24 protein-coding genes are annotated in these 22,567 nt (G+C 60.8%); 22 read left to right on the forward strand and 2 right to left on the reverse strand.

Annotated elements, in window-relative coordinates; genetic code table 11:
• Positions 1 to 46: 46 nt before the first annotated feature.
• The 4 genes from cysE (at position 47) to QVF59_RS12620 (ending at position 3,290) form a co-directional block, all read left to right on the forward strand.
• Positions 47 to 832: a serine O-acetyltransferase gene (gene cysE / locus QVF59_RS12605; RefSeq protein WP_287880339.1), complete on the forward strand. Its 786-nt coding sequence runs from the start codon at positions 47 to 49 to the stop codon at positions 830 to 832.
• Positions 829 to 1,608, forward strand: coding sequence for a DUF3658 domain-containing protein (locus tag QVF59_RS12610; RefSeq protein WP_287880342.1), 780 nt, complete (start codon positions 829 to 831; stop codon positions 1,606 to 1,608). Before cysE ends, QVF59_RS12610 begins: the two co-directional genes overlap by 4 nt.
• Before the next feature lie 105 nt (positions 1,609 to 1,713).
• Positions 1,714 to 2,556, forward strand: a complete 843-nt coding sequence (locus QVF59_RS12615; RefSeq protein WP_287880344.1) for an isopenicillin N synthase family dioxygenase — start codon at positions 1,714 to 1,716, stop codon at positions 2,554 to 2,556.
• A gap of 110 nt (positions 2,557 to 2,666) precedes the next feature.
• The gene (locus tag QVF59_RS12620) at positions 2,667 to 3,290 is read left to right on the forward strand and encodes a cell division protein FtsI (protein ID WP_159880089.1); all 624 of its coding nucleotides are present in this window, start codon (positions 2,667 to 2,669) and stop codon (positions 3,288 to 3,290) included.
• Here the strand turns inward: QVF59_RS12620 and QVF59_RS12625 are convergent.
• Entirely contained in the window at positions 3,277 to 3,966 is a 690-nt protein-coding gene (locus QVF59_RS12625; protein ID WP_159880087.1) for a flagellar basal body L-ring protein FlgH, read from the reverse strand. The genes QVF59_RS12620 and QVF59_RS12625 overlap by 14 nt on opposite strands.
• A gap of 190 nt (positions 3,967 to 4,156) precedes the next feature.
• On the opposite strand from QVF59_RS12625, the gene QVF59_RS12630 reads away from it, so the two are divergent.
• Positions 4,157 to 4,384 carry a hypothetical protein gene (locus QVF59_RS12630; protein WP_159880085.1) on the forward strand — a complete coding sequence of 76 codons (228 nt, stop codon included), beginning with the start codon at positions 4,157 to 4,159 and terminating at the stop codon, positions 4,382 to 4,384.
• A 17-nt stretch (positions 4,385 to 4,401) separates the two neighbouring features.
• Here QVF59_RS12630 and QVF59_RS12635 read toward each other — a convergent pair whose 3' ends face one another.
• Positions 4,402 to 5,181 (reverse strand): substrate-binding periplasmic protein, encoded by a 780-nt coding sequence (locus tag QVF59_RS12635; RefSeq protein ID WP_287880346.1) that lies wholly within the window; start codon positions 5,179 to 5,181, stop codon positions 4,402 to 4,404.
• 180 nt (positions 5,182 to 5,361) lie between these two features.
• Here QVF59_RS12635 and uvrD point away from each other — a divergent pair, with 180 nt between their 5' ends.
• The 17 genes from uvrD to QVF59_RS12720 all read left to right on the forward strand — a co-directional run bounded on the left by uvrD (position 5,362) and on the right by QVF59_RS12720 (position 22,496).
• Positions 5,362 to 7,512 carry a DNA helicase II gene (uvrD, locus tag QVF59_RS12640; protein ID WP_287880347.1) on the forward strand — a complete coding sequence of 717 codons (2,151 nt, stop codon included), beginning with the start codon at positions 5,362 to 5,364 and terminating at the stop codon, positions 7,510 to 7,512.
• Positions 7,513 to 7,546: 34 nt separating this feature from the next.
• Positions 7,547 to 9,259 (forward strand): tetratricopeptide repeat-containing response regulator, encoded by a 1,713-nt coding sequence (locus QVF59_RS12645; RefSeq protein ID WP_159880080.1) that lies wholly within the window; start codon positions 7,547 to 7,549, stop codon positions 9,257 to 9,259.
• Complete coding sequence (locus QVF59_RS12650; RefSeq protein ID WP_159880079.1) at positions 9,247 to 9,981, forward strand: LytR/AlgR family response regulator transcription factor; 735 nt, start codon at positions 9,247 to 9,249, stop codon at positions 9,979 to 9,981. The genes QVF59_RS12645 and QVF59_RS12650 overlap by 13 nt, the downstream gene beginning before the upstream one ends.
• Positions 9,982 to 10,195: 214 nt before the next feature.
• Complete coding sequence (locus QVF59_RS12655) at positions 10,196 to 11,641, forward strand: sensor domain-containing diguanylate cyclase (protein ID WP_159880078.1); 1,446 nt, start codon at positions 10,196 to 10,198, stop codon at positions 11,639 to 11,641.
• 108 nt (positions 11,642 to 11,749) lie between these two features.
• Positions 11,750 to 11,929, forward strand: a complete 180-nt coding sequence (locus QVF59_RS12660) for a DUF3460 family protein (RefSeq protein WP_159880077.1) — start codon at positions 11,750 to 11,752, stop codon at positions 11,927 to 11,929.
• A 120-nt stretch (positions 11,930 to 12,049) separates the two neighbouring features.
• Positions 12,050 to 12,715, forward strand: coding sequence for a class I SAM-dependent methyltransferase (locus tag QVF59_RS12665; protein WP_287880351.1), 666 nt, complete (start codon positions 12,050 to 12,052; stop codon positions 12,713 to 12,715).
• Positions 12,716 to 12,859: 144 nt separating this feature from the next.
• Positions 12,860 to 13,273 (forward strand): biopolymer transporter ExbD, encoded by a 414-nt coding sequence (locus QVF59_RS12670; RefSeq protein WP_287880352.1) that lies wholly within the window; start codon positions 12,860 to 12,862, stop codon positions 13,271 to 13,273.
• A 3-nt stretch (positions 13,274 to 13,276) separates the two neighbouring features.
• Entirely contained in the window at positions 13,277 to 14,245 is a 969-nt protein-coding gene (locus tag QVF59_RS12675) for a TonB family protein (protein ID WP_287880354.1), read from the forward strand.
• Between the two features lie 88 nt (positions 14,246 to 14,333).
• Entirely contained in the window at positions 14,334 to 15,599 is a 1,266-nt protein-coding gene (gene tolB / locus QVF59_RS12680; RefSeq protein WP_240902540.1) for a Tol-Pal system beta propeller repeat protein TolB, read from the forward strand.
• A gap of 31 nt (positions 15,600 to 15,630) precedes the next feature.
• The gene (gene pal, locus QVF59_RS12685) at positions 15,631 to 16,161 is read left to right on the forward strand and encodes a peptidoglycan-associated lipoprotein Pal (RefSeq protein WP_159880072.1); all 531 of its coding nucleotides are present in this window, start codon (positions 15,631 to 15,633) and stop codon (positions 16,159 to 16,161) included.
• A gap of 131 nt (positions 16,162 to 16,292) precedes the next feature.
• Positions 16,293 to 17,045: a tol-pal system protein YbgF gene (gene ybgF / locus QVF59_RS12690; RefSeq protein WP_159880071.1), complete on the forward strand. Its 753-nt coding sequence runs from the start codon at positions 16,293 to 16,295 to the stop codon at positions 17,043 to 17,045.
• 45 nt (positions 17,046 to 17,090) lie between these two features.
• Positions 17,091 to 17,918 carry a CPBP family intramembrane glutamic endopeptidase gene (locus tag QVF59_RS12695; RefSeq protein ID WP_287880356.1) on the forward strand — a complete coding sequence of 276 codons (828 nt, stop codon included), beginning with the start codon at positions 17,091 to 17,093 and terminating at the stop codon, positions 17,916 to 17,918.
• Between the two features lie 121 nt (positions 17,919 to 18,039).
• A complete protein-coding gene (gene purE, locus QVF59_RS12700) occupies positions 18,040 to 18,528 on the forward strand; it encodes a 5-(carboxyamino)imidazole ribonucleotide mutase (RefSeq protein WP_287880358.1) in 489 nt (162 codons plus the stop codon).
• Positions 18,529 to 19,659 (forward strand): 5-(carboxyamino)imidazole ribonucleotide synthase, encoded by a 1,131-nt coding sequence (locus tag QVF59_RS12705; protein ID WP_287880359.1) that lies wholly within the window; start codon positions 18,529 to 18,531, stop codon positions 19,657 to 19,659.
• A 111-nt stretch (positions 19,660 to 19,770) separates the two neighbouring features.
• Positions 19,771 to 20,652: a phosphoribosylaminoimidazolesuccinocarboxamide synthase gene (locus tag QVF59_RS12710; RefSeq protein WP_287880361.1), complete on the forward strand. Its 882-nt coding sequence runs from the start codon at positions 19,771 to 19,773 to the stop codon at positions 20,650 to 20,652.
• Between the two features lie 129 nt (positions 20,653 to 20,781).
• The gene (locus QVF59_RS12715; RefSeq protein WP_159880065.1) at positions 20,782 to 21,363 is read left to right on the forward strand and encodes a GNAT family N-acetyltransferase; all 582 of its coding nucleotides are present in this window, start codon (positions 20,782 to 20,784) and stop codon (positions 21,361 to 21,363) included.
• A gap of 191 nt (positions 21,364 to 21,554) precedes the next feature.
• Positions 21,555 to 22,496: an AEC family transporter gene (locus tag QVF59_RS12720; RefSeq protein ID WP_287880364.1), complete on the forward strand. Its 942-nt coding sequence runs from the start codon at positions 21,555 to 21,557 to the stop codon at positions 22,494 to 22,496.
• Positions 22,497 to 22,567: the final 71 nt, after the last annotated feature.

Here is a 22,567-nt window from a genome sequence, read left to right on the forward strand (position 1 = left end):
CACCGGCCCGGCATGGCTCGGGCCGCGTGGTAATGGAGTAACAAGCATGAAGCAAGATTCCGGCGACGCCCTGTGGCTCGCCATTCTGCAGGAAGCCGAGCAAGCCGCGCGTGACGAACCGATGCTGGCCAGCTTTCTGCACATGACGGTATTGCGGCACAGCACGCTGGAAGACGTGCTGGCCTTTCACCTGTCCAGCAAACTGGCCAGCCCGGTGATGGACGCGCGCGCCCTGATGGAACTGTTCCGCGAGGCGCTGGCATCCGACCCGGCCATCAGTGCCTCGGCACGGGCCGACATCCGCGCCTGTTTCGAGCGTGACCCAGCCTGTGACAGCTATTCCACACCGCTGCTGTATTTCAAGGGCTTCCATGCGCTGCAAAGCCAGCGCATCACCCACTGGCTGTGGCAGCAGCAGCGCAAGACCCTGGCCTTGTTCCTGCAGAACCGCATTTCGGAAGTCACCGGGGCGGATATCCACCCGGCAGCGCGTATCGGCCAGGGAGTGATGCTGGACCACGGCACCGGACTGGTCGTCGGTGAAACCGCGGTCATCGGCAATAATGTTTCCATCCTGCACGGCGTGACGCTGGGTGGTTCCGGCAAGGAGCGGGGCGATCGTCACCCCAAGATCGGCGACGGCGTGATGCTGGGTGCCGGTGCCGCCGTGCTGGGCAATATCCGCGTTGGCGACTGTGCCAAGGTGGGTGCCGGCAGCGTGGTGCTGGAAGACGTGCCGCCGCATACCACCGTGGCGGGCGTACCGGCCCGCGTGGTGGCGCAAACGGTGGAAGGCGCCATGCCGGCCCTCGACATGGACCAGCGCGTGTGACCCAGTCCACCGTACATCTGCTGACCGGGCCTGCCGCCGCCCAGGCTTTGCGCACCCTGTTGCCGGGGGACGAGGTGCTGGATGTGGTGGAGGACTTTGCCCATGGCCCGCTGGCCGATGCGGATGCCATCGACCCGCAGGCGCGGGTGGCGTGGTGGAACCGCATCTGGTGGTCCATGCGCTGGCTGCCGGACATCGACGAAGCTTTTCTCAAGGACTACTGGCACTGTCGCAAGCAGTTGTTCCGCGTGTTTGCCCAGCGCCAGCCGCTTTGCCTGTGGCTGGGCGATGGCGCGCATGACCGCCTGCTGCTGGCCATGGTGTGCGCGCATGCCCACGCCAGCCAGCCGCTGTTGGTGGTGGAAGTCAGTGGCAAGGTGGATATCCAGCACAATGGCCATGTCGCCATGGGCATGTGCGGCCAGCCGGAAATTCAGCCGTTGATCGGTACTGCCCGGCCAGTCGAGCCGGCAGAGCGCCAGCGCCTTGCCGCCGAGTGGGACAACTGGCAGCAGGCCGGGGTGGGGTGGCGCGCGCTGCGGGATGGCCAGTTAAGCGAGGCCGGCGCGGATTGTTTCGATGCAGCCTTGCTGGAAGCTTTGCGCCGCGAAGGGCCGCAGGCGGCAGCGCGTCTGGTGGGGGGCGTCATGGGGCGACACCTCACAGCCTTTGTGCCGGACAGCTACCTGTTCTGGCGCCTGGCCATGCTGGCCGAAGCCGGGCTTGTGGTATTGACGCCGCAAGCGGATGGCCCGCCCCACGTGGCCCTGCGCTGAGTTCACTTCGCTGCGCTTTGCCTGCTGCAACGGCAGGGGTAGAATCCGCCGCCGTGGTCCGTCCCGATCTTGCCTGACGGCCACCTTCCGTAAGGATTCCCTCGCATGAACGTCCGCGTTGTCGACTACCGCGCCGCCGATGCTGCCGCGCAATTTACCCGTTCCCTGCACGAAACCGGTTTTGGCGTGCTGGTGAATCACCCCATCGACCAGCAGCTGGTGGAAAAAATCTATGCTGACTGGTTGGCCTTCTTCAACAGTCCGCAAAAGCACGATTACGCCTTTTCCGTGGCGAAGCAGGACGGTTATTTTTCCCCCGACATTTCGGAAACGGCCAAGGGTGCCAGCCTGAAGGACATCAAGGAATACTTCCACATCTATCCTTGGGGGCGGGTGCCGCCGCAGCTGGCCGATGATGCCCGCCGCTATTACGACAGCGCCAATGCGCTGGCGCGTGAGCTGCTGGGCTGGGTGCAGGCGCACACGCCAGCCGATATCGCCGCACAATACAGCCAGCCGCTGTCCGCCATGATTGAAAACAGCCAGCAAACCCTGCTGCGCGTGCTGCGCTATCCACCACTTAGCGGAGACGAACCGGCAGGTTCGCTGCGTGCAGCGGCACATGGCGACATCAATCTGCTTACCATCCTGCCGGCGGCCAACGAGCCCGGCCTGCAAGTACAGGATAAGGTGGGCAACTGGGTGGATGTACCCTGTGATTTCGGCATGCTGATCATCAATATCGGCGATATGTTGCAAGAGGCATCACAGGGTTACTACCCGTCCACCCAGCACCGGGTGGTGAACCCGCAAGGGGAGGCAGCGCTGAAGAGCCGGGTGTCGCTGCCCTTGTTCCTGCATCCGCGCCCGGAAGTGGTGCTATCTGAACGGCATAGCGCCGGCAGTTATCTGGACGAGCGCCTGCGCGAGCTGGGCGTCAAAAAATAAGCCAGCAGCAGCCTGATGCATTCAGGCGTGTAAATGTCTGTAAATGCCCTTCGGGGCATTTTATTTTACTGCTAGGGTTGCTCTGTTTTAATTGTCTGGCGAGTACGAAGGTGAAATATCTGCTGCGTTTTATGATTGCACCTGCTGCGCTGACATTAAGTGCCTGTACCCTGATTACCTCTCCCATCGTGGCCGGGGTGCAACTGGCCAGTACGGCGGTAACCTCGGTGGCCAATATGGCCCCCAATACCAGCACCAATGGTATGGCACATCCCCATGAAGAGCTACACGATATCTGTGTCGAGCTTAATTCCAGTGTGATTGTGCCGGACTTCATTCCCGAATTGCAAAAGCAGCTGCGCGAGCGGGAATTGGAAAGCCGGATTTATGCCGTTGGTAATGCGCCGGCCAATTGTGATGCCCTGCTGTATTACACGGTATTGACGCAGTGGGGCTCGCCCATGTTCAGCGATGAATTGCGGCCCTATATCACCGACATTAATCTGCTATTGAAAAAGAATGGCAAGGTATTGGCCAATGCAGCCTATAAGCTGGATGGCATGGCCTATGACAAGTGGAGTTCAACGGGGAAGAAACTGTCACCCTTGCTGGGCAAGATGTTCTCTGCCGAGAACATGACGCAATGGCAGGCAGGCAGCGGAGAGGCCGCCAACGGGGCAACCCGTTTTGAACAAGATGTAGCCAAACGGGCTGCAACGACTACCAGAAATTGATCAGCCCGGCAAAGAAGTTCTGGGCTGCAGTGCGTGAGGCCACTTCGCTGGCTACCCCATTCACGATCTGCTCGATGCGTGCATCACCCACGTCGTTGGAAGATACGACATTACCTACCTTGATATCGCGCTTGTTCACAATGCCGGAAAACCGCAGCAGCGTGGTATTGCCACTGGCGGCCACGGCTTTTTCGCCGGCCACTGCCATATAGCCATTGGGCAATATATCGGTTACCGAAACCATCAGGCTGCCGCTGATCTGATTGGCATTGGTTACCTGGCCGGTGCCTTTCAGGCTGCTACTGCCAGTTGCTTTGCCGCTGTAATCAAAAATTTCTTTCAGCAAACCACCCATCGAGGAAAGCGCACCCGGACCGGATTCGGAAATTGTAGATGTGCGACTGGTCGATGTGTTGGCATTGTTACTGGAGGAGAGATTCTCGGCAATATTGATCTTCAACGCATCACCAACACGGTTGGCAATAGGCTCTTCAAATAACAACATTGCCTTGTTGGGCTGGTAAATGGAGCCGGGACTATCTTCCAGCGCAACCGGGGTAAATTGCGGTCTGATATGCACTGGTGCGGTAACCAGTGTTTGTGGAGAAGAGGCGCAGCCGGTGATAAAGCCGGTAAATACCAGGCAGGCCGATAATTTAGTAGCCAGTGTTTTCACTTTGCTGCTCCCTTTCCTTTTATTACTCCTTTTATTCTATTTTCATTTTCAGTTAATTAGCGTTAGTGATTAAAAAACAAGGTAAGAAAACGTAAAGGAAATGGCCGATTGTCTTAACACGGCATAACGTAAATTTACATGCCGGCTGCAGCGGGCATAAACCAGGTACAAAACGGTAGGGGAGAGCGACATGAGCACAATCAGTGGAGTTTCCACCGTAGCACGCACACCCACGGCTTATAGTGTGCTGCGCCAGGGAGCAAAAAACGTAGTCGACGAACTGGGTTCTGCCGCCAAGGCAGCAGGAGGCGGCCTGAGCGGCGGCGTCAGTGCCACTGGCACAGCTGCTGCCCATGGGCTGACCGCAGTAGGAGAAAGCCTCAGTACGCTGGGACGCACCATCAACACCTATGTGTAAGGCCGGTGGTGGCCAGCTCAGTCTTTATTCGGGCTGAAGTCGGCAATACCGGTCGGGATGCTTTCCCGGCCCATGTATTTCTGGCGTAGCCGCTGGGCATGGCCAGCCCTGACCAAATCATCCAGCGCAGTCTGCAAACGGTTTACCGTGTCATCCGGTGTCTGTGGATTGAGTGCATACCAGTATTGACCCTGCCCATTTAGCAGCGCTGCCGGCCTTACCATGCGTTCCGGCAGCCCGGCTTGCTGCAATTGCCAGTGCATGGCCCAGTCCAGCATGGCGATCAGATCTACCCGGCCCAGCTTGAGTTTTGCCAGATTGGCGGCATCGCTATGCGTGCTGTCCTGTCCGGTTCCAACAGGCAGGCCAAGCTGTTGCAGCTGCAGTTGCGAGGCCGATGCAAACAAGGTGCCGATGCGCAATTGCCTGAGCTGCCCGCTATGGCTCAGGCGGATATCGTGCCGTTTCTCCAGTCGGTACAAATAGATGCGCCGGGGACTGATAGGGCCAACCCAGCGAAACAGCGGCTCGCGCTCGCTGGTGCGTACTGTGCTGAACAGCAAGGTGTCGGGTGCGTTCTGCACTAGCGTATAAGCGCGCGCCCAGGGCAGTAATTGCTGATGCAGCGGGATGCCAGCCCGTGCTGCCATGGCGGCCAGTAGCTCGCTGGCATAGCCGGTAAGCTGCCCGCCTTGCTGAAAATTCAATGGCGGCAGCTCTTCTGTGTACGCGGTGATCCCGGTTGCGTGTGCAGGTAACAGCAAGAGGGCTAGCAAGAAAGCGGGAGCAAGGCGCATGGGCAACGAGGCGGGTTGTTTCCAGGAAATTAACCTGTCGGCCAAGGGCAGGCAAGAGCGATAAGCTGTTTGGCATTCATTGCAGCACGTCGTTGTGAGCATTGCGTGACCACATGGCCGTCCACAGCAGTCAGCTCGTGTAAAATGCGCGCATTAACTTGCCTTGAAGAAAACCCTGCCATGAGTGAGCTACTCGCCGGACTGAATAACGAACAACTGCGTGCCGTGACCTGGCCTGCCAAGAGCGCGCTGGTGCTGGCCGGTGCCGGCAGTGGCAAGACGCGGGTACTGACCACCCGCATTGCCTGGCTGATTGCCACCGGTCAGGTCAATCCCTCCGGCATTCTGGCAGTCACCTTTACCAACAAGGCCGCGCGGGAAATGCACACCCGGCTGGGTGCCATGGTGCCGGTGAATGTGCGCACCATGTGGATTGGCACTTTCCACGGACTGTGCAATCGCTTTCTGCGTGCCCACTACCGCGATGCCGGCCTGCCGCAGGCTTTCCAGATTCTGGATTCCGCCGACCAGCAAGCCGCCATCAAGCGCCTGCTCAAAAGCCTGGAACTGTCAGACGAAAAATATCCGCCGCGTGCCGTGCAAAGCTTCATCAACGGCAACAAGGAAGCCGGGCTGCGGGCCGACCGCCTGCCGCCGGCGCTGACGCCGTACGAGGCCAAGATGGTGGAGCTGTATGCCGCCTACGACGCCCAGTGCCGTCGCGAAGGCGTGGTGGATTTTGCCGAGCTGCTGCTGCGCAGCTACGAACTGCTGCAGGCCAATGCCGCCTTGCGCGCCCATTATCAGGGCCGCTTCCGTCATATTCTGGTGGACGAGTTCCAGGATACCAACCGCCTGCAATACGCCTGGCTCAAATTGTTGTCCGGCGAGCACAACGTGCTGTTTGCCGTGGGCGATGACGACCAGTCCATCTACGCCTTCCGTGGCGCGGAAGTGGGCAATATGCGCGCCTTGCTGAGTGACTTCCAGGTGGCCGAGCCGGTGCGGCTGGAGCAGAACTACCGCTCGGTGGGCACCATTCTCAATGCCGCCAATGCCCTGATCGAACGCAACGATGGCCGCCTGGGCAAGAATCTGTGGACCGATGCCGGCGAGGGTGAGCAGATCCGCCTGTACGAAGCCTACTCCGATGGCGATGAAGCCCAGTTCATTATCGACGAGGTGAAGAACCTGCAACGTGAGGGCATGAATCTGTCGGACATGGCCATCCTGTACCGCTCCAATGCCCAGTCACGGGTGCTGGAACATGTATTGGTGAATGCCCAGCTGCCCTACCGCATTTATGGCGGCCTGCGCTTTTTCGAGCGTCAGGAAGTCAAGCATGCGCTGGCCTATCTGCGTCTGGTCAGCAACCCGGATGATGACAACGCCCTGTTGCGCGTGATCAACGTACCGGCGCGCGGCATCGGTGCCCGCACGGTGGAAAACCTGCAGGCCGTCAGCCGCGAGCAGGGTGTTACCCTGTGGCAGGCCTGTTGTGCTGCCGGTGGTGGCCGCACTGCGGCCAAGCTGGGCGAGTTCGTGCTGCTGATCGAAGCCTTGCGCAACAAGAGCACTGACATGACGCTGGCGGAAACCGTCAGCCTGATCATCGACCACTCCGGCCTGCGCGCCATGTACGAGCAGGACAAGAAAGAAGGCGAAGAGCGGCTGGCCAACTTGGACGAACTGGTGAGCGCCGCGGCCGGTTTCTTCCCGGATCAGCCGGAGCTGGCCATTGTCGAATTCCTCAGCGCCGCCAGCCTGGAAGCGGGTGAGCACCAGGCCGAAGCCGGTGAGGACGCACTGCAACTGATGACGGTGCATGCCGCCAAGGGCCTGGAGTTCGACGCCGTCTTTGTGTCCGGCCTGGAAGAAGGGTTGTTCCCGCACGAAAACAGCATGAACGACAGCAAGGGCCTGGAGGAAGAACGCCGCCTGATGTACGTGGCTGTCACCCGTGCCCGCAAACGGCTGTACCTCAGCTGCGCCCAGAGCCGCATGCTGCATGGTCAGAGCCGCTACCCCATCCGTTCGCGCTTTGTCGAGGAAATTCCAGCCGAGCTGGTACGGGTACTGTCTGCTACAGTGAAACCTGTGCCGCCGGCAAGCCCGCGTCGCGCCCCTTGGCTGGATGAGGTAAGCGCACCGCCAGCGGCCATGTCGCTGCAGGGCTTTCGCATCGGTCAGGGCGTCAGCCACGCCAAGTTTGGCTCTGGCGTCGTGATCAATGCCGAGGGCAGTGGCAGTGATGTGCGTTTGCAGATCAATTTTGCCGAACACGGGTTGAAGTGGCTTGATTTGCGTTACGCCAAACTGACCGCCGAATAATGACATTCCAGCCAGGCTGGCCAATGATGACGCCATGAGTGACAAGCTACCCTCCACCACCTATCAGAGCCTGACTGCCGGTCAGGGCAGTGCCGAGAGCACGCGCCGTCCTTACGAGGACCCGTATGCCAGCCGGCTGTTTCTGATCATCGACAGCCTGCCCGAAATGCAGCGGGCCCTGGCAATGACCCTGGCCTCCTTTGGCGCGGACAAGGTCGAATATGCCAGCAAGGCCGGCGATGCGCTGGCCAAGATGGCCAAGTTCGAATTCGACGTGGTGCTGTGCGATTACGACCTGGGTAATGGCTATGACGGCCTCTACCTGTTTGAAGAGGTCAAGGAGCGCAACCTGATCAAGCAGTCCTGTGTGTTCATGATTGTCACCGGCGAGCGCCGCGCCCAGCGCGTCATCTCCGCCGCCGAACTGGCACCGGATGATTACCTGCTCAAGCCCTTTACCGGCGAAGTGCTCAGCCAGCGGCTGGAAAAAGCCATGCGCCGGCGCGAGGCCTTCCGCATGGTGGACGAAGCCATCATGCGGCATGAATACCTGGCCGCCATCGATGCCTGTAGCCGCAAGATCAGCCAGCGTGGCGAATTCACCCTGGACTTCATGAAGCTCAAGGGCAGCCTGGCGCAGAAGATCGGTGACTTCGACACCGCCCGCAACCTCTATATGGAAGTGCTGCGCCTCAAACCGCTGGCCTGGGCCAAGCTGGGGCTGGCCAAATCGCTCACCGGGCTGAAGTCCTATGACGAAGCCAAGCTGCTGTTCGAAGAAGTACTGGCCGACAATGAAAGGGTGATGGAAGCCTATGACTGGCTGGCCAAGCTGCATCGTATCCATCACGATCTGCCCGGTGCGCAAAGCACGCTGGAGAAGGCAACAACCCTGTCGCCGGTGGTGTTGCGCCGGCAAAAGCAGCTGGCCGAAGTGGCCATGATGAACAAGGATCTGGAAACCGCTGAGGCGGCCAGTGAAGAAACCCTCAATATCGCCAAGTACACCTGGCATCGCAGTCCTACCCATTACGCCATGCTGGCCCGGGTGCAGATGGCGCGCGGTGAAACCGGCACTGCCGCCCGCACCCTGGGTAATTTGCGGCGTGATTACCGCTACAACGAGACAGGCGAGTGGATGTGCAATGTCATCGACAGCCAGTTGCAGAACCGCATGGGTAATCACGAAAAGGCACGCAGCCTGTTGGCCAGTGCCGAAACCGCCTACCAGAAGCTGGGCAGCAACCTGCCGGCCGAGGCGCAAATGGAATTTGCCCGTGCCTGCTATGCCCAGGGCAAGCAGGACAGCGGTAATGCCGCCATGCGCGATCTGGTGCGCAACAACCACGATAACGAAGAGCTGCTGTCCACCATTGGCAGCCTGTTCGAGGAAGTCGGGCTGGGCGATATGGGCCGCCAGCTGATTGCCGAAAACGTGCAGTCGGTGCTGGAGCTGAACAACCAGGCGGTGCGCGAGGCACAGGCAGGTCGCTTCGAGCAGGCCATCGAACGCTTTGTCAAAGCGCATGAGGAAATGCCGCACAATGTGCAGGTGATGCTTAACCTGGCTAATGCCACCATGGCCTATGTGCATGGCAATGGCTGGCACGAAAGCCATATGCGCCGTGCCTACGACATGCTGGTGCAGGTGCGCGAACAGGCGCCCACCAACAACAAGTTCCAGAAGATCCTCAAGGCCTGGCGGCAACTGGTAGAAAAACTGGGCAAGCCACAATGGGTACTGTAAACGGCCTGCGCGTACTGGTGGTGGATGACGAGCCGCTGGCGCGCGAACGCCTGATCGGCCAGGTGGCGCAGTGCGGTGCCACTACGGTGGCGGCTCTGGGCGATGCCGAGACAGCCAGCCACTGGCTGGCGCGCTACTCGGTCGATGTCCTGCTGCTGGACATTTCCATGCCCGGCATCAGCGGGGTGGAGCTGGCGCGCAGCTTGCGCCAGTTGCCGCTGGTGCCGCAGCTGGTGTTCACCACGGCACACGAGCAGTACGCCGTGGATGCCTTCGAGCTGGATGCCGCCGATTACCTGCTCAAGCCCGTCAGGCTGGAGCGCTTGCGCCAGGCGCTGGAAAAAGCAGCAGTCCGCTGTGGCAAGCGCCCAGCCATCGAAGCCCATTTCACCGTGCGGCACCGCGACCGGTTGTTGAATATTCCCTTTTCTGCCGTGCGCTACCTGAAGGCTGAGCAAAAATACATCAGCCTGGTGACGTCGGATGGTGAATATCTGCTGGATGACTCACTGGTGGCGCTGGAGCAGCGGCTGGGCGATAGCGTGCTGCGCATTCACCGCAACTGCCTGGTGATGCGCCACGCCCTGCAAGAGCTGCTGCGTCTGGGCGATGGCGTGGAGGAGCAGTGGGGTGTGCGTCTGCGAGACATCGCTCAGCCACTGGCAGTCAGTCGGCGTCAGCTGTCCGCCATCCGGGCCGGACTGCGTAAGACAAGCAGCTAGTTTAGACAGCTAGCGGCAGGGCTTTTTAGTAAGGGCAAATACGTCTAGGTGTAACTACTTAACTCTTCCTGCTGGCTACGGATTACTTGCGCCAGCACGCCGCCCTTTCTATAGAATTCCCGTTTTCCCCCTTTCCAGTCCTTGCTCCATGCGGATAAAACTGGCCACCCTGGCATGTGTACTGCTCTGGCTATTGCTGAGTGCACTGATCTCCATGGCTTTTCTCAGCCGGGCGGTGATCAGCGCCGAGCAGGAGTTCGACATGCTGGGTGTACGCCTGTCCGAACAGTTGAACCAGAAGCTGCTGGTTAACGAGACCATTCTGGACAGCTATGCCGCCTTCACCATGCTCGATCACCAGCATGCCAGCGAGCAGGAACAGCTTTTTGTGCGTCAGATGGCCGAGCGCTATCCGCAGCTGGTGTCGCTGGAGCGTATCCAGCGCGTTCGCCAGCAGGATCTGCCGGCCTGGATGCAGGAGATGCAGGCACGCTGGGGTAGTGATTTCAAGCTGCATGCCTACGCCCAGTCCGGGCAGACGCTGATCTACCCCCTGCCGTTCCAGACAGAATACTACCCGGTGGTGTCCATCCTGCCGCTGAACCAGGCCGTACGTCCGCTGCTGGGTACTGACATTGTCCATGACCCGCGGTTTCATACGGCATTCCAGGATGCCCGGCGCTTTGGCCGCACCGCCATGTCGGTCTCATTCATTTTGCGCGAGGGCTACCGGGGCCATCTGCTGCTACAGCCTGTCAATGCCAGCGCACTATTGCTGCGCGGCCAGACCCCCGAGCAGTTTGTCGCCCTGGCTTTGCGTTCCGATTATCTGCGCCCGGCCGATACCGCACTGCCAGCCGGGCTGAGCATGAGGATTCTGGCAAGAGGGCCGCAGGCCAGCCAGCAGCCAGCCTATGTGGACGTTGCTGGTAAACCGCATGGCTGGCTGGAAACACTGGGCTTCCCGCGCCTGCAACTGGAGCGACCTGTGGGCAATGAATCGCAGCCGCTTACCCTGCGCATGGATTGGCCGCTGGGCTGGTATCTGCTCACCGGTTTCGAGCGTGCCGTCATCCTGTGCCAGTCATTGCTGGTATTGCTGCTGCTTGCGGTCGGGCTGCGTTTTTATTGGGGACTGCTGTCCCGGCAGCAGCGGCGCGAAAGCCATCTGTTTTATCTGGCCAATCACGACCGCCTTACCGGGCTGGCCAACCGCAACCTGTTTTATGACCGCCTGCAGCACGCCATTTCACGGCTTAACCGTAGCGACCGACGACTGGCGGTGCTGTTTCTCGACATGGATCGCTTCAAGCCGGTGAACGACAGCTATGGCCACGCCACCGGTGACAAGGTGTTGCAGCTGATTGCCGCCCGCATCCTGGCCATTATGCGCAATGAAGATACCGTGGCCCGGCTGGGTGGGGATGAGTTCGTGCTACTGATTGAGGATGTTGAATCCAACCGCGAGGCTGACCGGGTGGTTGAGCGCCTGAAGCACTCCATTCAGCAACCTTATGACGTGGACGGTCACACCATCCGGCTGGGGGTCAGCATCGGTATTGCCTATTATCCCGAGGACGGCATGCTGATTGAGGAATTGCTTGATGTTGCCGATCGCAAGATGTACGGCGACAAATCGCCCGCCATCCCGCGCAGCTAGCTGCTGCTGTGGTGTTTGTGCCGCCGCTGTGGCCAAATATCCGGCAATACCGTGGTCAGTGCCGGCGCTTATCGATTAGAATCCTGCGATCATAGCCAGGGGAACACCATGTACCAGTCCGACTTCACCAAATTCATGAGCGAATTTCTGGACAAGAATCCGGAAGTAGACCAGCAGCGCCGCGAACTGCGCCTCACCCTGTGGGACCGCAATGTCAGCCTGGACGACCAGCGCCGCTGGAAAGAATCCCGCGTAGCGCAAAAGCCCTACGTCTACCAGCCGGAATAAGCAGCCCCGGCCCGGCCGCCGCCGAGGCCATTTCCAAACGCCCCCTGTTGCCACCGGACTGGCCTGCCATGCCGGCCCGGTCTGTCCAGTGGGCGTTTTGTCATTTTTCCGAGACTACCCATGACCAGTCGTACCGTGCCGCTGGACGGCACCTTGCATGATTATCTGATGGCCATTGGCTTGACCGAGCACCCGGTCATGCGTGAACTGCGCGAATTCACCGCGGGCCACCGCATGGCCAAAATGCAGATCGCCCCCGAGCAAGGGCAGTTCATGGGCTGGCTGGTGCAACTGATGGGCGTGCGCCGCTATCTGGAAATCGGTGTCTTCACCGGTTACAGCATGCTTGCCGCCATGCTGGCCATGCCGGCTGATGGCGAGGCCGTGGCTTGCGATGTCAGTGAAGAGTTCACCGCCATCGCGCGCGACTACTGGCAGCGCGCCGGGGTGGCCGGGCGAATCCGGCTGGAGTTGCAGCCCGCCCTGCTGACCTTGCAGCAGCTGCTGGCAGAGGGGCAGGCCGGTCAGTTCGACCTGGCATTCATTGACGCCGACAAGCCCTCTTATCAGGATTACTTCGATACCTGCCTGCAACTGGTACGGCCCGGCGGCGTCATCGCCATCGACAATATCTTTTTGTCTGGCCGTGTCGTGGCACCACACCCGAACGATCCGCCTGGCGTACACCTGATGCATGCTTTCAATGCCCGGCTGCAGCAGGATAAGCGCATCCGCCATTGCGTACTGCCAATTGGCGACGGCCTTACCCTGTGTACCCGGCTGTGAGCCTTGGCCCAGCCCGCCTGCCGGATGAGAACTTTATGGTGGCGCTGCTGGTCAGACCCCTTTTTTGTTAAGCAAGATTGTTTGTCATCCGGCCTCTTTGGCTGCGGTGCTATGATGGCAAGCTGAACTTTGGTCTGGATTGTCATGCTCAACCGCCGTCCCCGCCGTCAAATGAACCAGATGAACGTGGTGCCCTACATCGACGTCATGCTGGTGTTGCTGGTCATCTTCATGGTGACGGCCCCCATGTTCACCCCCGGGGTGATTCAGGTACCCAGCGTATCCCAGGCGGCAGCATTGGATGCACCGCCGCTGGAAGTGGTGCTGGATGCCGGGGGCAAGCTGGAAATCAAGGATGGCGACAAGGTGACGGTGGTGGAATCACGTAGCACGCTGGCTGCCCAAGTGGTCGCCTTGCTGGCCGGTGCCGACCGCCCGGTGGCCATTTCGGCTGACAAAGACCTCAAGTATTCCGAAGTGGTGGGTGTGGCCGACGACCTGCACAAGGCCGGCATCAAGCGCGTGGCCCTCACCGTCAAGCAGCAGAATCATCAATAAGGCATGAAGCGTACCGATTCAAGCTCCCCGTCCTGGTCCGTACTGGCCTCGCTGCTATTGCACGGGGTGGTCATCGCCCTGATGCTGTGGGCCGGTCTTGCCAGCAAGCAGCCCAGCAGGGAAGTGCCGCTGGCGCTGGAGTTGTGGAGTAGCCCGCCGCCCGCGCCGGCTGCCGTAGTCGAACCACAGGCCGTTGCCAAGCCGGTGCGGACCGTACCGGTGCAAGCGCCGCCGGCACCGCCGCCAGAACCGCCCGCCGAGGTGAATCTGGGTAGCAGGAAAAAACCTGAACCCAAGCCACAGCACCTGGTGAAGCCGCCAATCGAACCGCCTAAAAAGCTGGAACCGGTACACAAGCTGCTGCCGGAAAAACCCAAGCCCGAGCCGGTAAAGGCCGCGCCAGTCAAACCGCCGGAGCCTGCGAAAAAGCAGGAAAAACCAGCCAAAGTGGTGGAAAAAGCGCCGGCCAAGCCTGTTACACCAGTCGTGACGGACAAAAAAACCGCCAAGCTGCCGCCAGCCACCACGCCGGGCAAGGGCAGCAAACAGTCGAAAACCTATAACAACGAGGCGGATGATCTGCTGTCCTCGCTGGATAGTCCGAATACCGGCCACAAGGCCAATGCCCGCAGCACCCAGGCAGGCAGTGCCAATGGCGTGGCCGGTGGCGCGGTGAATGGTTCGGCGGCTGCCAAGGGCGGCTGGATGGACAGGGTCAAGGCCAAGATCACCACGCTGGTGCAGGTGCCACCCGATCTGGCCGGCAATCCGGTAGCGCGGGTGCAGGTGACCCTGCTGCCTTCGCTGGAGGTCAATAAGGTGCAGCTGCTCAGTTCAAGCGGTAGCAAGGCTTATGATGAAGCGGTACAACGGGCTATCTGGGAGGCACATACCTTCCCCAGCCTGCCGCCTGGAGCCAATTTCAACGATGGCTATCGTCAGTTCAAGATGGAATTCCGCCCCCGGCAGTAGGCCGGCAGGCAGATGAATGGTTTTCAGGAAATTTTATATTCAGAGGGAACTCATGCCGGACATTCGTACTCTGTTTAAGGCATTGCTAATGTTTGTCTTGCTGGCCGGCCGTGGCGCATACGCGGAAATGACCATCGAGATCGTTGGCGGTGGTGCCAGCAAACATGCCATTGCCGTGGTGCCGTTCAAGGATGAAACCACGCGCATGCGCGAGGCGCTTACCCCCATCATCCGCAGCGATCTGGAACTGTCCGGCGTGTTCCGCATGGTGGATGGCTCGGCCATCGCCAATGTGCCGGTGGAGCCGGCCGACATCCGCTACCCGCTGTGGCAGGCAGCTGCTGCGCAGTCCATCGCCATCGGCAAGGTAGAGCCGGTGGCCGGTGGGCAGGTGAAAATCAGCTTCCGGCTGATGGACGTGGCACAGAAGAAACAGCTGACTTCCGGTGAGTTCACCGTGACGCCAGACCGTGGCCGCGAAGTTGCGCACACCATTGCCGACATGATTTACCAGGCGATTACCGGGCAGAAGGGCATTTTCAATACCCGGGTGGTGTATGTGGTCAAGAATGGTCGCAATTATCAGTTGCAAGTGGGCTTGATCACTGATGTGGACAGCAATCGGGCGCAAACCATCCTGCGTTCCAGGGAGCCCATCATCTCGCCTAGCTGGAGTCCGGATGGCCGCTATCTGGCCTATGTGTCGTTCGAGAGCAAGAAGCCGGTAGTGTGGGTGCAGGACCTGGCCACCGGCCAGCGCCGCGCGGTGGCCAACTTCAAGGGCAGCAATTCCGCCCCGGCCTGGAGCCCGGATGGCAGCAAGCTGGCGGTGGTGCTGACCACAACTGGCAATTCGCAGATTTATCTGGTGAATACCCTGGGCGGGCCGCCGCGTCGTCTCAGCTATAGCGATGCGATTGATACCGAGCCGGCCTTCACCCCGGATGGCAGCCAGATCTATTTTGTTTCCGACCGCACCGGCGGCCCGCAAATTTATCGCATGGCTGTCAGCGGTGGGCAGGCCCAGCGCGTTACTTGGCAAGGTAGCTACAACGTTTCGCCGCGCGTGTCGCCTGATGGTCGCACGCTGACCTTTATCCGGCGCGAGGCGGGCCGTTTTCGCGTGATGGCGCAGGACCTCACCACCGGTGATGTGCGTGCGCTGTCGGAGAGTGGTTACAACGAACGCCCCAGTTTTGCGCCCAATGGCCGCATGGTGCTGTATGCCAGCGATGCCGGCGGCAAGAGCGTGCTGTATGCCACCACGCTGGATGGCAGCAGCAAGGTAAGACTGGCAGTGATTAATGGTGAAGTGCAGGACCCGTCATGGGGCCCTTTCAACAATCCGCAATGATGTAATGCATTCAAATCCAAGGAGCGAAGGCATGAACTGGAAACAACTCGTACTCGGCACCGCCACGGTTACCCTGCTGGCCGCCTGCGCCAGCACCAAACCGGCTGCTGTCACCAGCAATACCGACAATGCCGGTGCCGCCAGCCAGGTACAGGCCCCGGCCGATACCGGCAGCAGCAACCAGGGCAAGCTGGCTGCAGACCCGCTGCACGATCCGAACAGCCCGCTGGCCAAGCGCAGCGTGTACTTCGACTTTGACTCCTCCACCGTCAAGGGCAGCGACAAGCCCACCGTGGAAGCCCATGCCGGCTACCTGAAGGATCACGCCGATCGCAAGGTAATCATCCAGGGCAATACCGATGCGCGCGGCAGCCGCGAATACAACCTGGGCCTGGGTCAGCGTCGTGCCGAAAGCGTGAAGCGCTCGCTGGAAGTGCTGGGCGTGAAGGACCAGCAGCTTGAGGCGGTCAGCCTGGGCAAGGAAAAACCGAAGGCGACCGGCAGCACCGAGGCTGATTACGCCGAAAACCGCCGCGCCGACATTCTGTACAACGGCGAGTAAGGCAAGCAGCGGCACACTTTAAGCGGTGTGCCGCCATGCCGGATCAATCAGGCCGGACATCTAGCCAGAAATACACTTCAGGCTGCTATGATGTCCGGCCAACCTGTATGCAACGGACCGAGAACTGCCCCATGAAACGGCTTGCCCTCAGCGCGGCGCTGCTGCTTACCCTGTCTGCCTGCGCCACCACCAGCGATATCGAAGCCACCCGCAACCAGATTGACCAGGTCAATCGTCAGGCCAGCGCGCGCCTGACTGAAGTGGAAAGCAAGCTGTCCAATGAGAAGCTGCTGGAAATGGTCAACCAGATGGAAAGCCTGAAAGCCGAAGTGGCCAAGCTGCGCGGCGAGGTGGAAGTGGCCAATTACAATCTGCAAACCACGCAGAAGCGCCAGAACGATCTGTATAACGATCTGGATGGCCGTCTGGCCCATCTGGAAAGTGCCGGCAAGGAGGCCGCCGCCCAGCAGAATGCCAGCCAGCCGGCAGCCAGCCAGCCTGCTGCGGCCGATACCCAGACCAGCCCGGATTACGACAAGGCACTCAATCTGCTGCGCGCGCGTGATTTCCCCAAGGCTACCGCCGCGCTCAGCCTGTACATCCAGCAGAACCCCAATGCGCCACAGGCCGTCGATGCCCTGTACTGGCTGGGCGTTGCCCATACCGCCCAGCGCCAGTACGACGCCGCCATTGAAATCCACCGCCGCTTTGCCGAGCAGTTTCCGGACAACCCCAAGGCACCGGATGCACTGCGCAATGTGGCCAACTGCCAGCGCGACCTGGGGCAAGTGGATATTGCCAAGGCCACGCTCAAGCGCCTGATCAAGCTGTATCCGTCCAGCTCCGCCGCCCAGAAAGCGCGCGAGCAGCTCACCAAGATGTAAGCCTTTAGCGCCCGGCCACTCCTTGCGCTGGCCGGGCGGCTGCGCATGCCCATGATGCTACCCGCCACCGTCGAACTGGCCAGCTTTGGCTGGCTGGCCATTGCCCTGCTGCTGCAGTGCCTGGGCCTGCCGCGCTCCTCCATGCTGGCTGGCCTGGGGGCGATTGGCCTGGCGCTGTTGTGCGGGCTGCTGCAACCGCTGGGCCTGCTGGCACTGGCGGTGGCCGGCAGCTTGAGCTATGTGGTTTACCGTTTTCCGCGCCCGGAATGGCGGGTGCTGTGGCTGGCACTCTTGCTGGCGCTGGCCCTGCATGCGCTGCCCGGTTTCGACAACCCCTTGTTATGGCAGGGGCGGGCGACGCCAGACAGCCAGGTGTACCGGCTGTTCTGGAGTTTTGACAAAGGTGTGGCCGGCTGGCTGCTGCTGCTGGGCCTGCACGACGCCCCGCACCGGGGCCGGGCCTGGGGTGGCACTGTGGCTGCGGTTGGCCTGCTGTTGCTGATGCTGGTGCTGGCGCTGGCACAGGAAAGCGGCCTGATTGCCTATGCTCCCAAGCTACCGGCCTGGATTCTGCCCTGGTTGTTTGCCAATTTTTTCCTGACGGCCTTGCCGGAAGAGGCACTGTTTCGCCATGGCCTGCAGCGCTGGCTGGAAAATCGCATCGAGCCCTTGCCCGCGCTGATTGGTGCCTCGCTGCTGTTTGGTGCCGCCCATGTGGCCGGTGGCTGGGGCTGGGTAGGGCTGGCCACGCTGGCCGGCCTGGGCTATGGCCTGGTGTACGCCGCCACCCGTCAGGTGGCACTGGCGGCACTGGCGCATCTGGCCTTCAATACCGTCCATCTGCTGCTGTTTACCTATCCGCGTCCGGGCTGAGCCAGAGACAGCGCTTGCGACAGTTGTCGCAACTGTCTTGATATCAAAATAAAAAACCATTCCGGCCCCAGCCGGCTCTCAGGTAAAATCACGTCTTTATTCCTCCCTGAGCTTCACCGCCATGATTGAAGTCGGCATCGTGATGGGTAGCAACAGCGACTGGGAAGTCATGCAGAACGCCGCGCGCGTGCTGAAGGACTTCGGTGTCGCTTTCGAAACCCGCGTCGTCTCCGCCCACCGTACCCCGGATTTGTTGTTCCAATACGCAGAAACCGCTGCCGCGCGCGGTCTGAAAGCCATCATCGCCGGTGCCGGCGGTGCTGCCCACCTGCCGGGCATGCTGGCCGCCAAGACCCACCTGCCGGTGCTGGGCGTGCCGGTGCCGTCCAAATACCTGCGTGGCGAAGACTCGCTGCTGTCCATCGTGCAAATGCCCAAGGGCATCCCGGTGGCCACCTTTGCCATCGGTGAAGCCGGTGCCGCCAATGCTGCGCTGTTTGCCGTGGCCATGCTGGCCAATGCCGTGCCGGAACTGGCCGAGAAACTGATCGCCTTCCGCAAGCGCCAGGAAGAAACCGTGCTGGGCATGACCTTGCCGGAGGTGGAATAAATGGCGGCCATCCTGCCACCGTCCATGCTGGGAATTCTCGGCGGCGGCCAGCTGGGCCGCATGTTTGCCGTGGCTGCCAAGACCATGGGCTACCGCGTGACGGTGCTGGACCCGGACGCCAATGCCCCGGCCGCCCAGTTTGCCGACGTGCACCTGTGCGCACCGTTCAACGACGCCGCTGCACTCAAGACGCTGGCGCAGACCTGTGCCGCCGTCACCACCGAGTTTGAAAACGTCAATGCCGACGCCATGCGCGAACTGGCGCGTACCACGCGCGTTTCTCCTTCCGGCGACTGCGTGGCCATCGCCCAGGACCGCATTGCCGAAAAAGGCTGGATCAACAAGGCCGGTCTGCCGATCGCGCCCTATCTGGCCATTGAAAGCGTGGAAGACATTCAGGTCGACCTCACGCCCTACCTGCCCGGTATCCTGAAAACTGCCCGTCTGGGTTACGACGGCAAGGGCCAGGTACGGGTCAGCACTCAGGACGAAGCCCGCGCCGCCTATGCCAATCTGGGTGGTCAGGCCTGTGTGCTGGAAAAAATGCTGGACCTGAAGCTGGAAGTATCGGCCATTGTCACCCGCGTCAGTGCGGCGCAGATGGCGGTGTTTCCGGTCGCGGAAAACAGCCACGCAAACGGCATTCTGGACGTGTCCATTGTCCCGGCACGCATTGCTCCGGCGCTGGCGGCCTCTGCCCAGCAGATGGCGCAAAGCCTGGCCGAAGCGCTGGATTACGTCGGCGTGCTGGCGGTGGAGTTCTTCGTGCTGGCCGACGATAGTCTGGTGGTGAATGAAATCGCCCCGCGCCCGCACAATTCCGGCCACTATACCCTGACGGCCTGTCTTACCGACCAGTTCCAGCAGCAAGTACGCGCCATGTGCGGCCTGCTGCCGGGCCGCACCGACCTGCTCAGCCCGGTGGTGATGGTGAACCTGCTGGGTGATGTATGGAAGGAAGACGGCCGCGAACCCAATTGGGACGTGCTGGCCGAGGCCCCCAATGCCCAGCTGCACCTGTACGGCAAGAAGCAGGCGCGCCCGGGTCGCAAGATGGGCCACTTCAACGTGATGGCCGCCACTGCCGACGAGGCACTGGAGCAGGCCGAGGCGCTGAAGGATACGCTGTAAGCCATTCCAGCTCTGCAAGCCGGCGACAGGCTGCTTGCGGAGCTGAGCAGTTTTCAAAATCGCCAGCCCGCCCACAAGGCAGGGTGGCCCAGCCTTTAGCAAGGACGTGTCATGAGCGGACTCAACACCACTAATCTGAAAAGCCTGAAGAAAATCTACTCCGGCAAGGTACGCGATCTGTACGAGATCGACGACAAGCGCATGCTGATGATCGCCACCGACCGTTTGTCCGCCTTCGACGTGATTCTGGACGATCCGATTCCGGCCAAGGGCCAGATCCTCACCGCCATTTCCAACTTCTGGTTTGAAACCCTGAAGGACGTGGTGCCCAACCACCTGACCGGTGACAAGCCGGAAGATGTGGTGTCCGCCGAAGACCTGCCGCAAGTGGAAGGCCGTGCCGTGGTGGCCAAGCGCCTGAAGGCCGTGCCGATCGAAGCCGTGGTACGTGGTTATCTGGCCGGTTCCGGCTGGAAGGAATACCAGAAGTCCGGCACCGTGTGCGGCATTGCATTGCCGGCCGGCCTGCAGGAATCCAGCAAGCTGCCCGAACCCATCTTCACCCCGTCCACCAAGGCGGCTGTGGGCGATCACGATGAAAACATCAGCTACGAGCAGTGCGTGGGTATCGTTGGTGCCGAGCTGGCTGCCAAGGTGCGTGACACCGCCATCCTGCTGTACAAGACGGCTGCCGAATTCGCCGCCAAGCGCGGCATCATCATCTGCGACACCAAGTTCGAGTTCGGTCTGGATGAAGACGGCACCCTGGTGCTGATGGACGAAGCGCTGACCCCGGATTCCAGCCGTTTCTGGCCGGCCGACAGCTATGCTGCCGGTACCAATCCGCCGTCCTTCGACAAGCAGTTCGTGCGTGACTGGCTGGAAGCCTCCGGCTGGAACAAGCAGGCCCCGGCCCCGGCCGTGCCGCTGGACGTGCGCGAAAAAACCGCCGCCAAGTACCGTGAAGCACTGGAACGCCTGACCGGCCACTAAGCCGCCAGTCGCAACGCAGCAAGACCTAACGCCCGGCCCGTCCGGGCGTTGTTGCATGGCAGGCCGCTTGAGCCTTGGGCCAGCCTGCACTTACACTGCTGGCTCCTGTGTCCTTGCCGAAAGACAGCCATGACCACTCAGCAAACCGTGCTGGTCACCCCGCGCCTGCATTTGCGACCCGCCAACATCAGTATGGCGCTGCCCATGCTGGAATATCAGGTACGCAACCGGCAGCATTTTGCTGCCTGGGACCCCAAGCCCGGCGACATGTTCTTTACCGAGCTGTACTGGACCATGCAGCTGCGTCAGCAGGCATTGGGCTGGGAGCAAGGCGTGTGCGCGCGCTACCTGCTGACCCTGCCCGACGCGCCGCAACAGGTGGTGGGCACCATCAGCCTGAGCAATATCGTGCGTGGTGTGTTCCAGGCGGCCCATCTGGGTTATGGCATCGACCACGCGCTGGAAGGGCAGGGTCTGATGCACGAGGCGGTCAGCGAGATCATCCGTTTTGCCTTTGACGATTTGCGCCTGCATCGCCTGCAAGCCAATTACCAGCCGCACAATCAGCGCAGCGCTGCCTTATTGCAGCGCTTGGGCTTTGTCGAAGAAGGCCTGGCGCGTGATTACCTGTATATCAATGGCAGCTGGCGTGATCATGTGCTCACCTCACTGACCAATCCGCACTTCGACCCGGCCAGGATGCTAGCCTGATGCTGTAGTTCTGCACGCGGCGGCACGATGGATTAGTCACATTCCCTCCTGTTTGTCTCCCGTTGTTTTGGACAGTCTGCCAGCGTTCCCGGCCTGACCGGCACCGCTGGACCGGCTTTGCCCTGCCATGCACCATGCGCCATGGTGCTCTGACACAGCGGGGCGAACCTCATTCTGAAGCCGGGGAAATCATGCTGCACACCATCCTTCTGTCTTTACTGCCCATGTTCTTTGTGTTGGGGCTGGGTTTTTATGCTGGCAAACGACGGCGTGTAGACAATGTGCATATCGAATCACTCAACAGCCTGCTGATGCGTTTTGCCCTGCCGTGTTCCTTGTTTTTGACCACGGCCACTGCCTCGCTCGGCATGTTGCAGCAGCAGCTGCCCTTGTTTGTCTTGTTGGTGTTGTCCATGCTGTTGCTGTTCGGTCTCAGTTACGGCCTGGAGCGGCTGCTGTGGCGGCAAAAACCTCCGTTGGCGGCAGTACAGGCCTGTACGGTGGCACTGCCCAACTATGCAGCGGTAGGCATTCCCCTCCTTGCCACGGTGATTTCACCCACAGAATCCTTGGCGGTGGCAGTGGCAATCATTGCCGGCAGTGTCATCATTTCGCCGCTGACCTTGTTGTTATTGCAGGACAAGCCAGCCACCGCGGCAGGAGGCGAGCGCTGGCCACTGCTGACGGCACTGGTGAACATCCTGCGTAATCCGGTGGTGCTGGCACCGCTGGCGGGCACCCTGCTGGCCTTGTTGCAATGGCCCTTGCCGGATTATCTGCGTGCTGCTTTCTCGCTGATGGGTGTGGCCGTTGGGGGGCTGGCCCTGTTTGTCACCGGCTTGCTGGTTTCTGCCCAGCCTTTCCGGCTGGACTGGCACATCCTGCTGAGTGCCGTGCTGAAAAACGTGGTACACCCGGTACTGGTTTACGGGCTGGCCCTGTTGCTGGCGTTACCGCATGAAGTGACACAGGCGGTGGTGTTGCTGGCTGCCATTCCGTCTGGCTTCTTTGGCATCCTGTTCGGGGTGAACCAGCGACTGCCTTATGCCCTGTCGGGCGCCACATTGCTGTGCAGTACCATTCTAGGGACCCCCACCCTGATGCTGACCATTGCCTTGCTGCCTGCCCTTTAGCGGCGAGCTGGCCCTGCTGGTCCGGCATCACCACGGCTGCCCGGTTTTTTGCTTGCGACAGTAGTGGGCCA

The sequence above is a fragment of the Aquitalea sp. genome, assembly GCF_030150775.1.
GTDB classification, from domain to species: Bacteria; Pseudomonadota; Gammaproteobacteria; order Burkholderiales; family Chromobacteriaceae; genus Aquitalea; species Aquitalea denitrificans.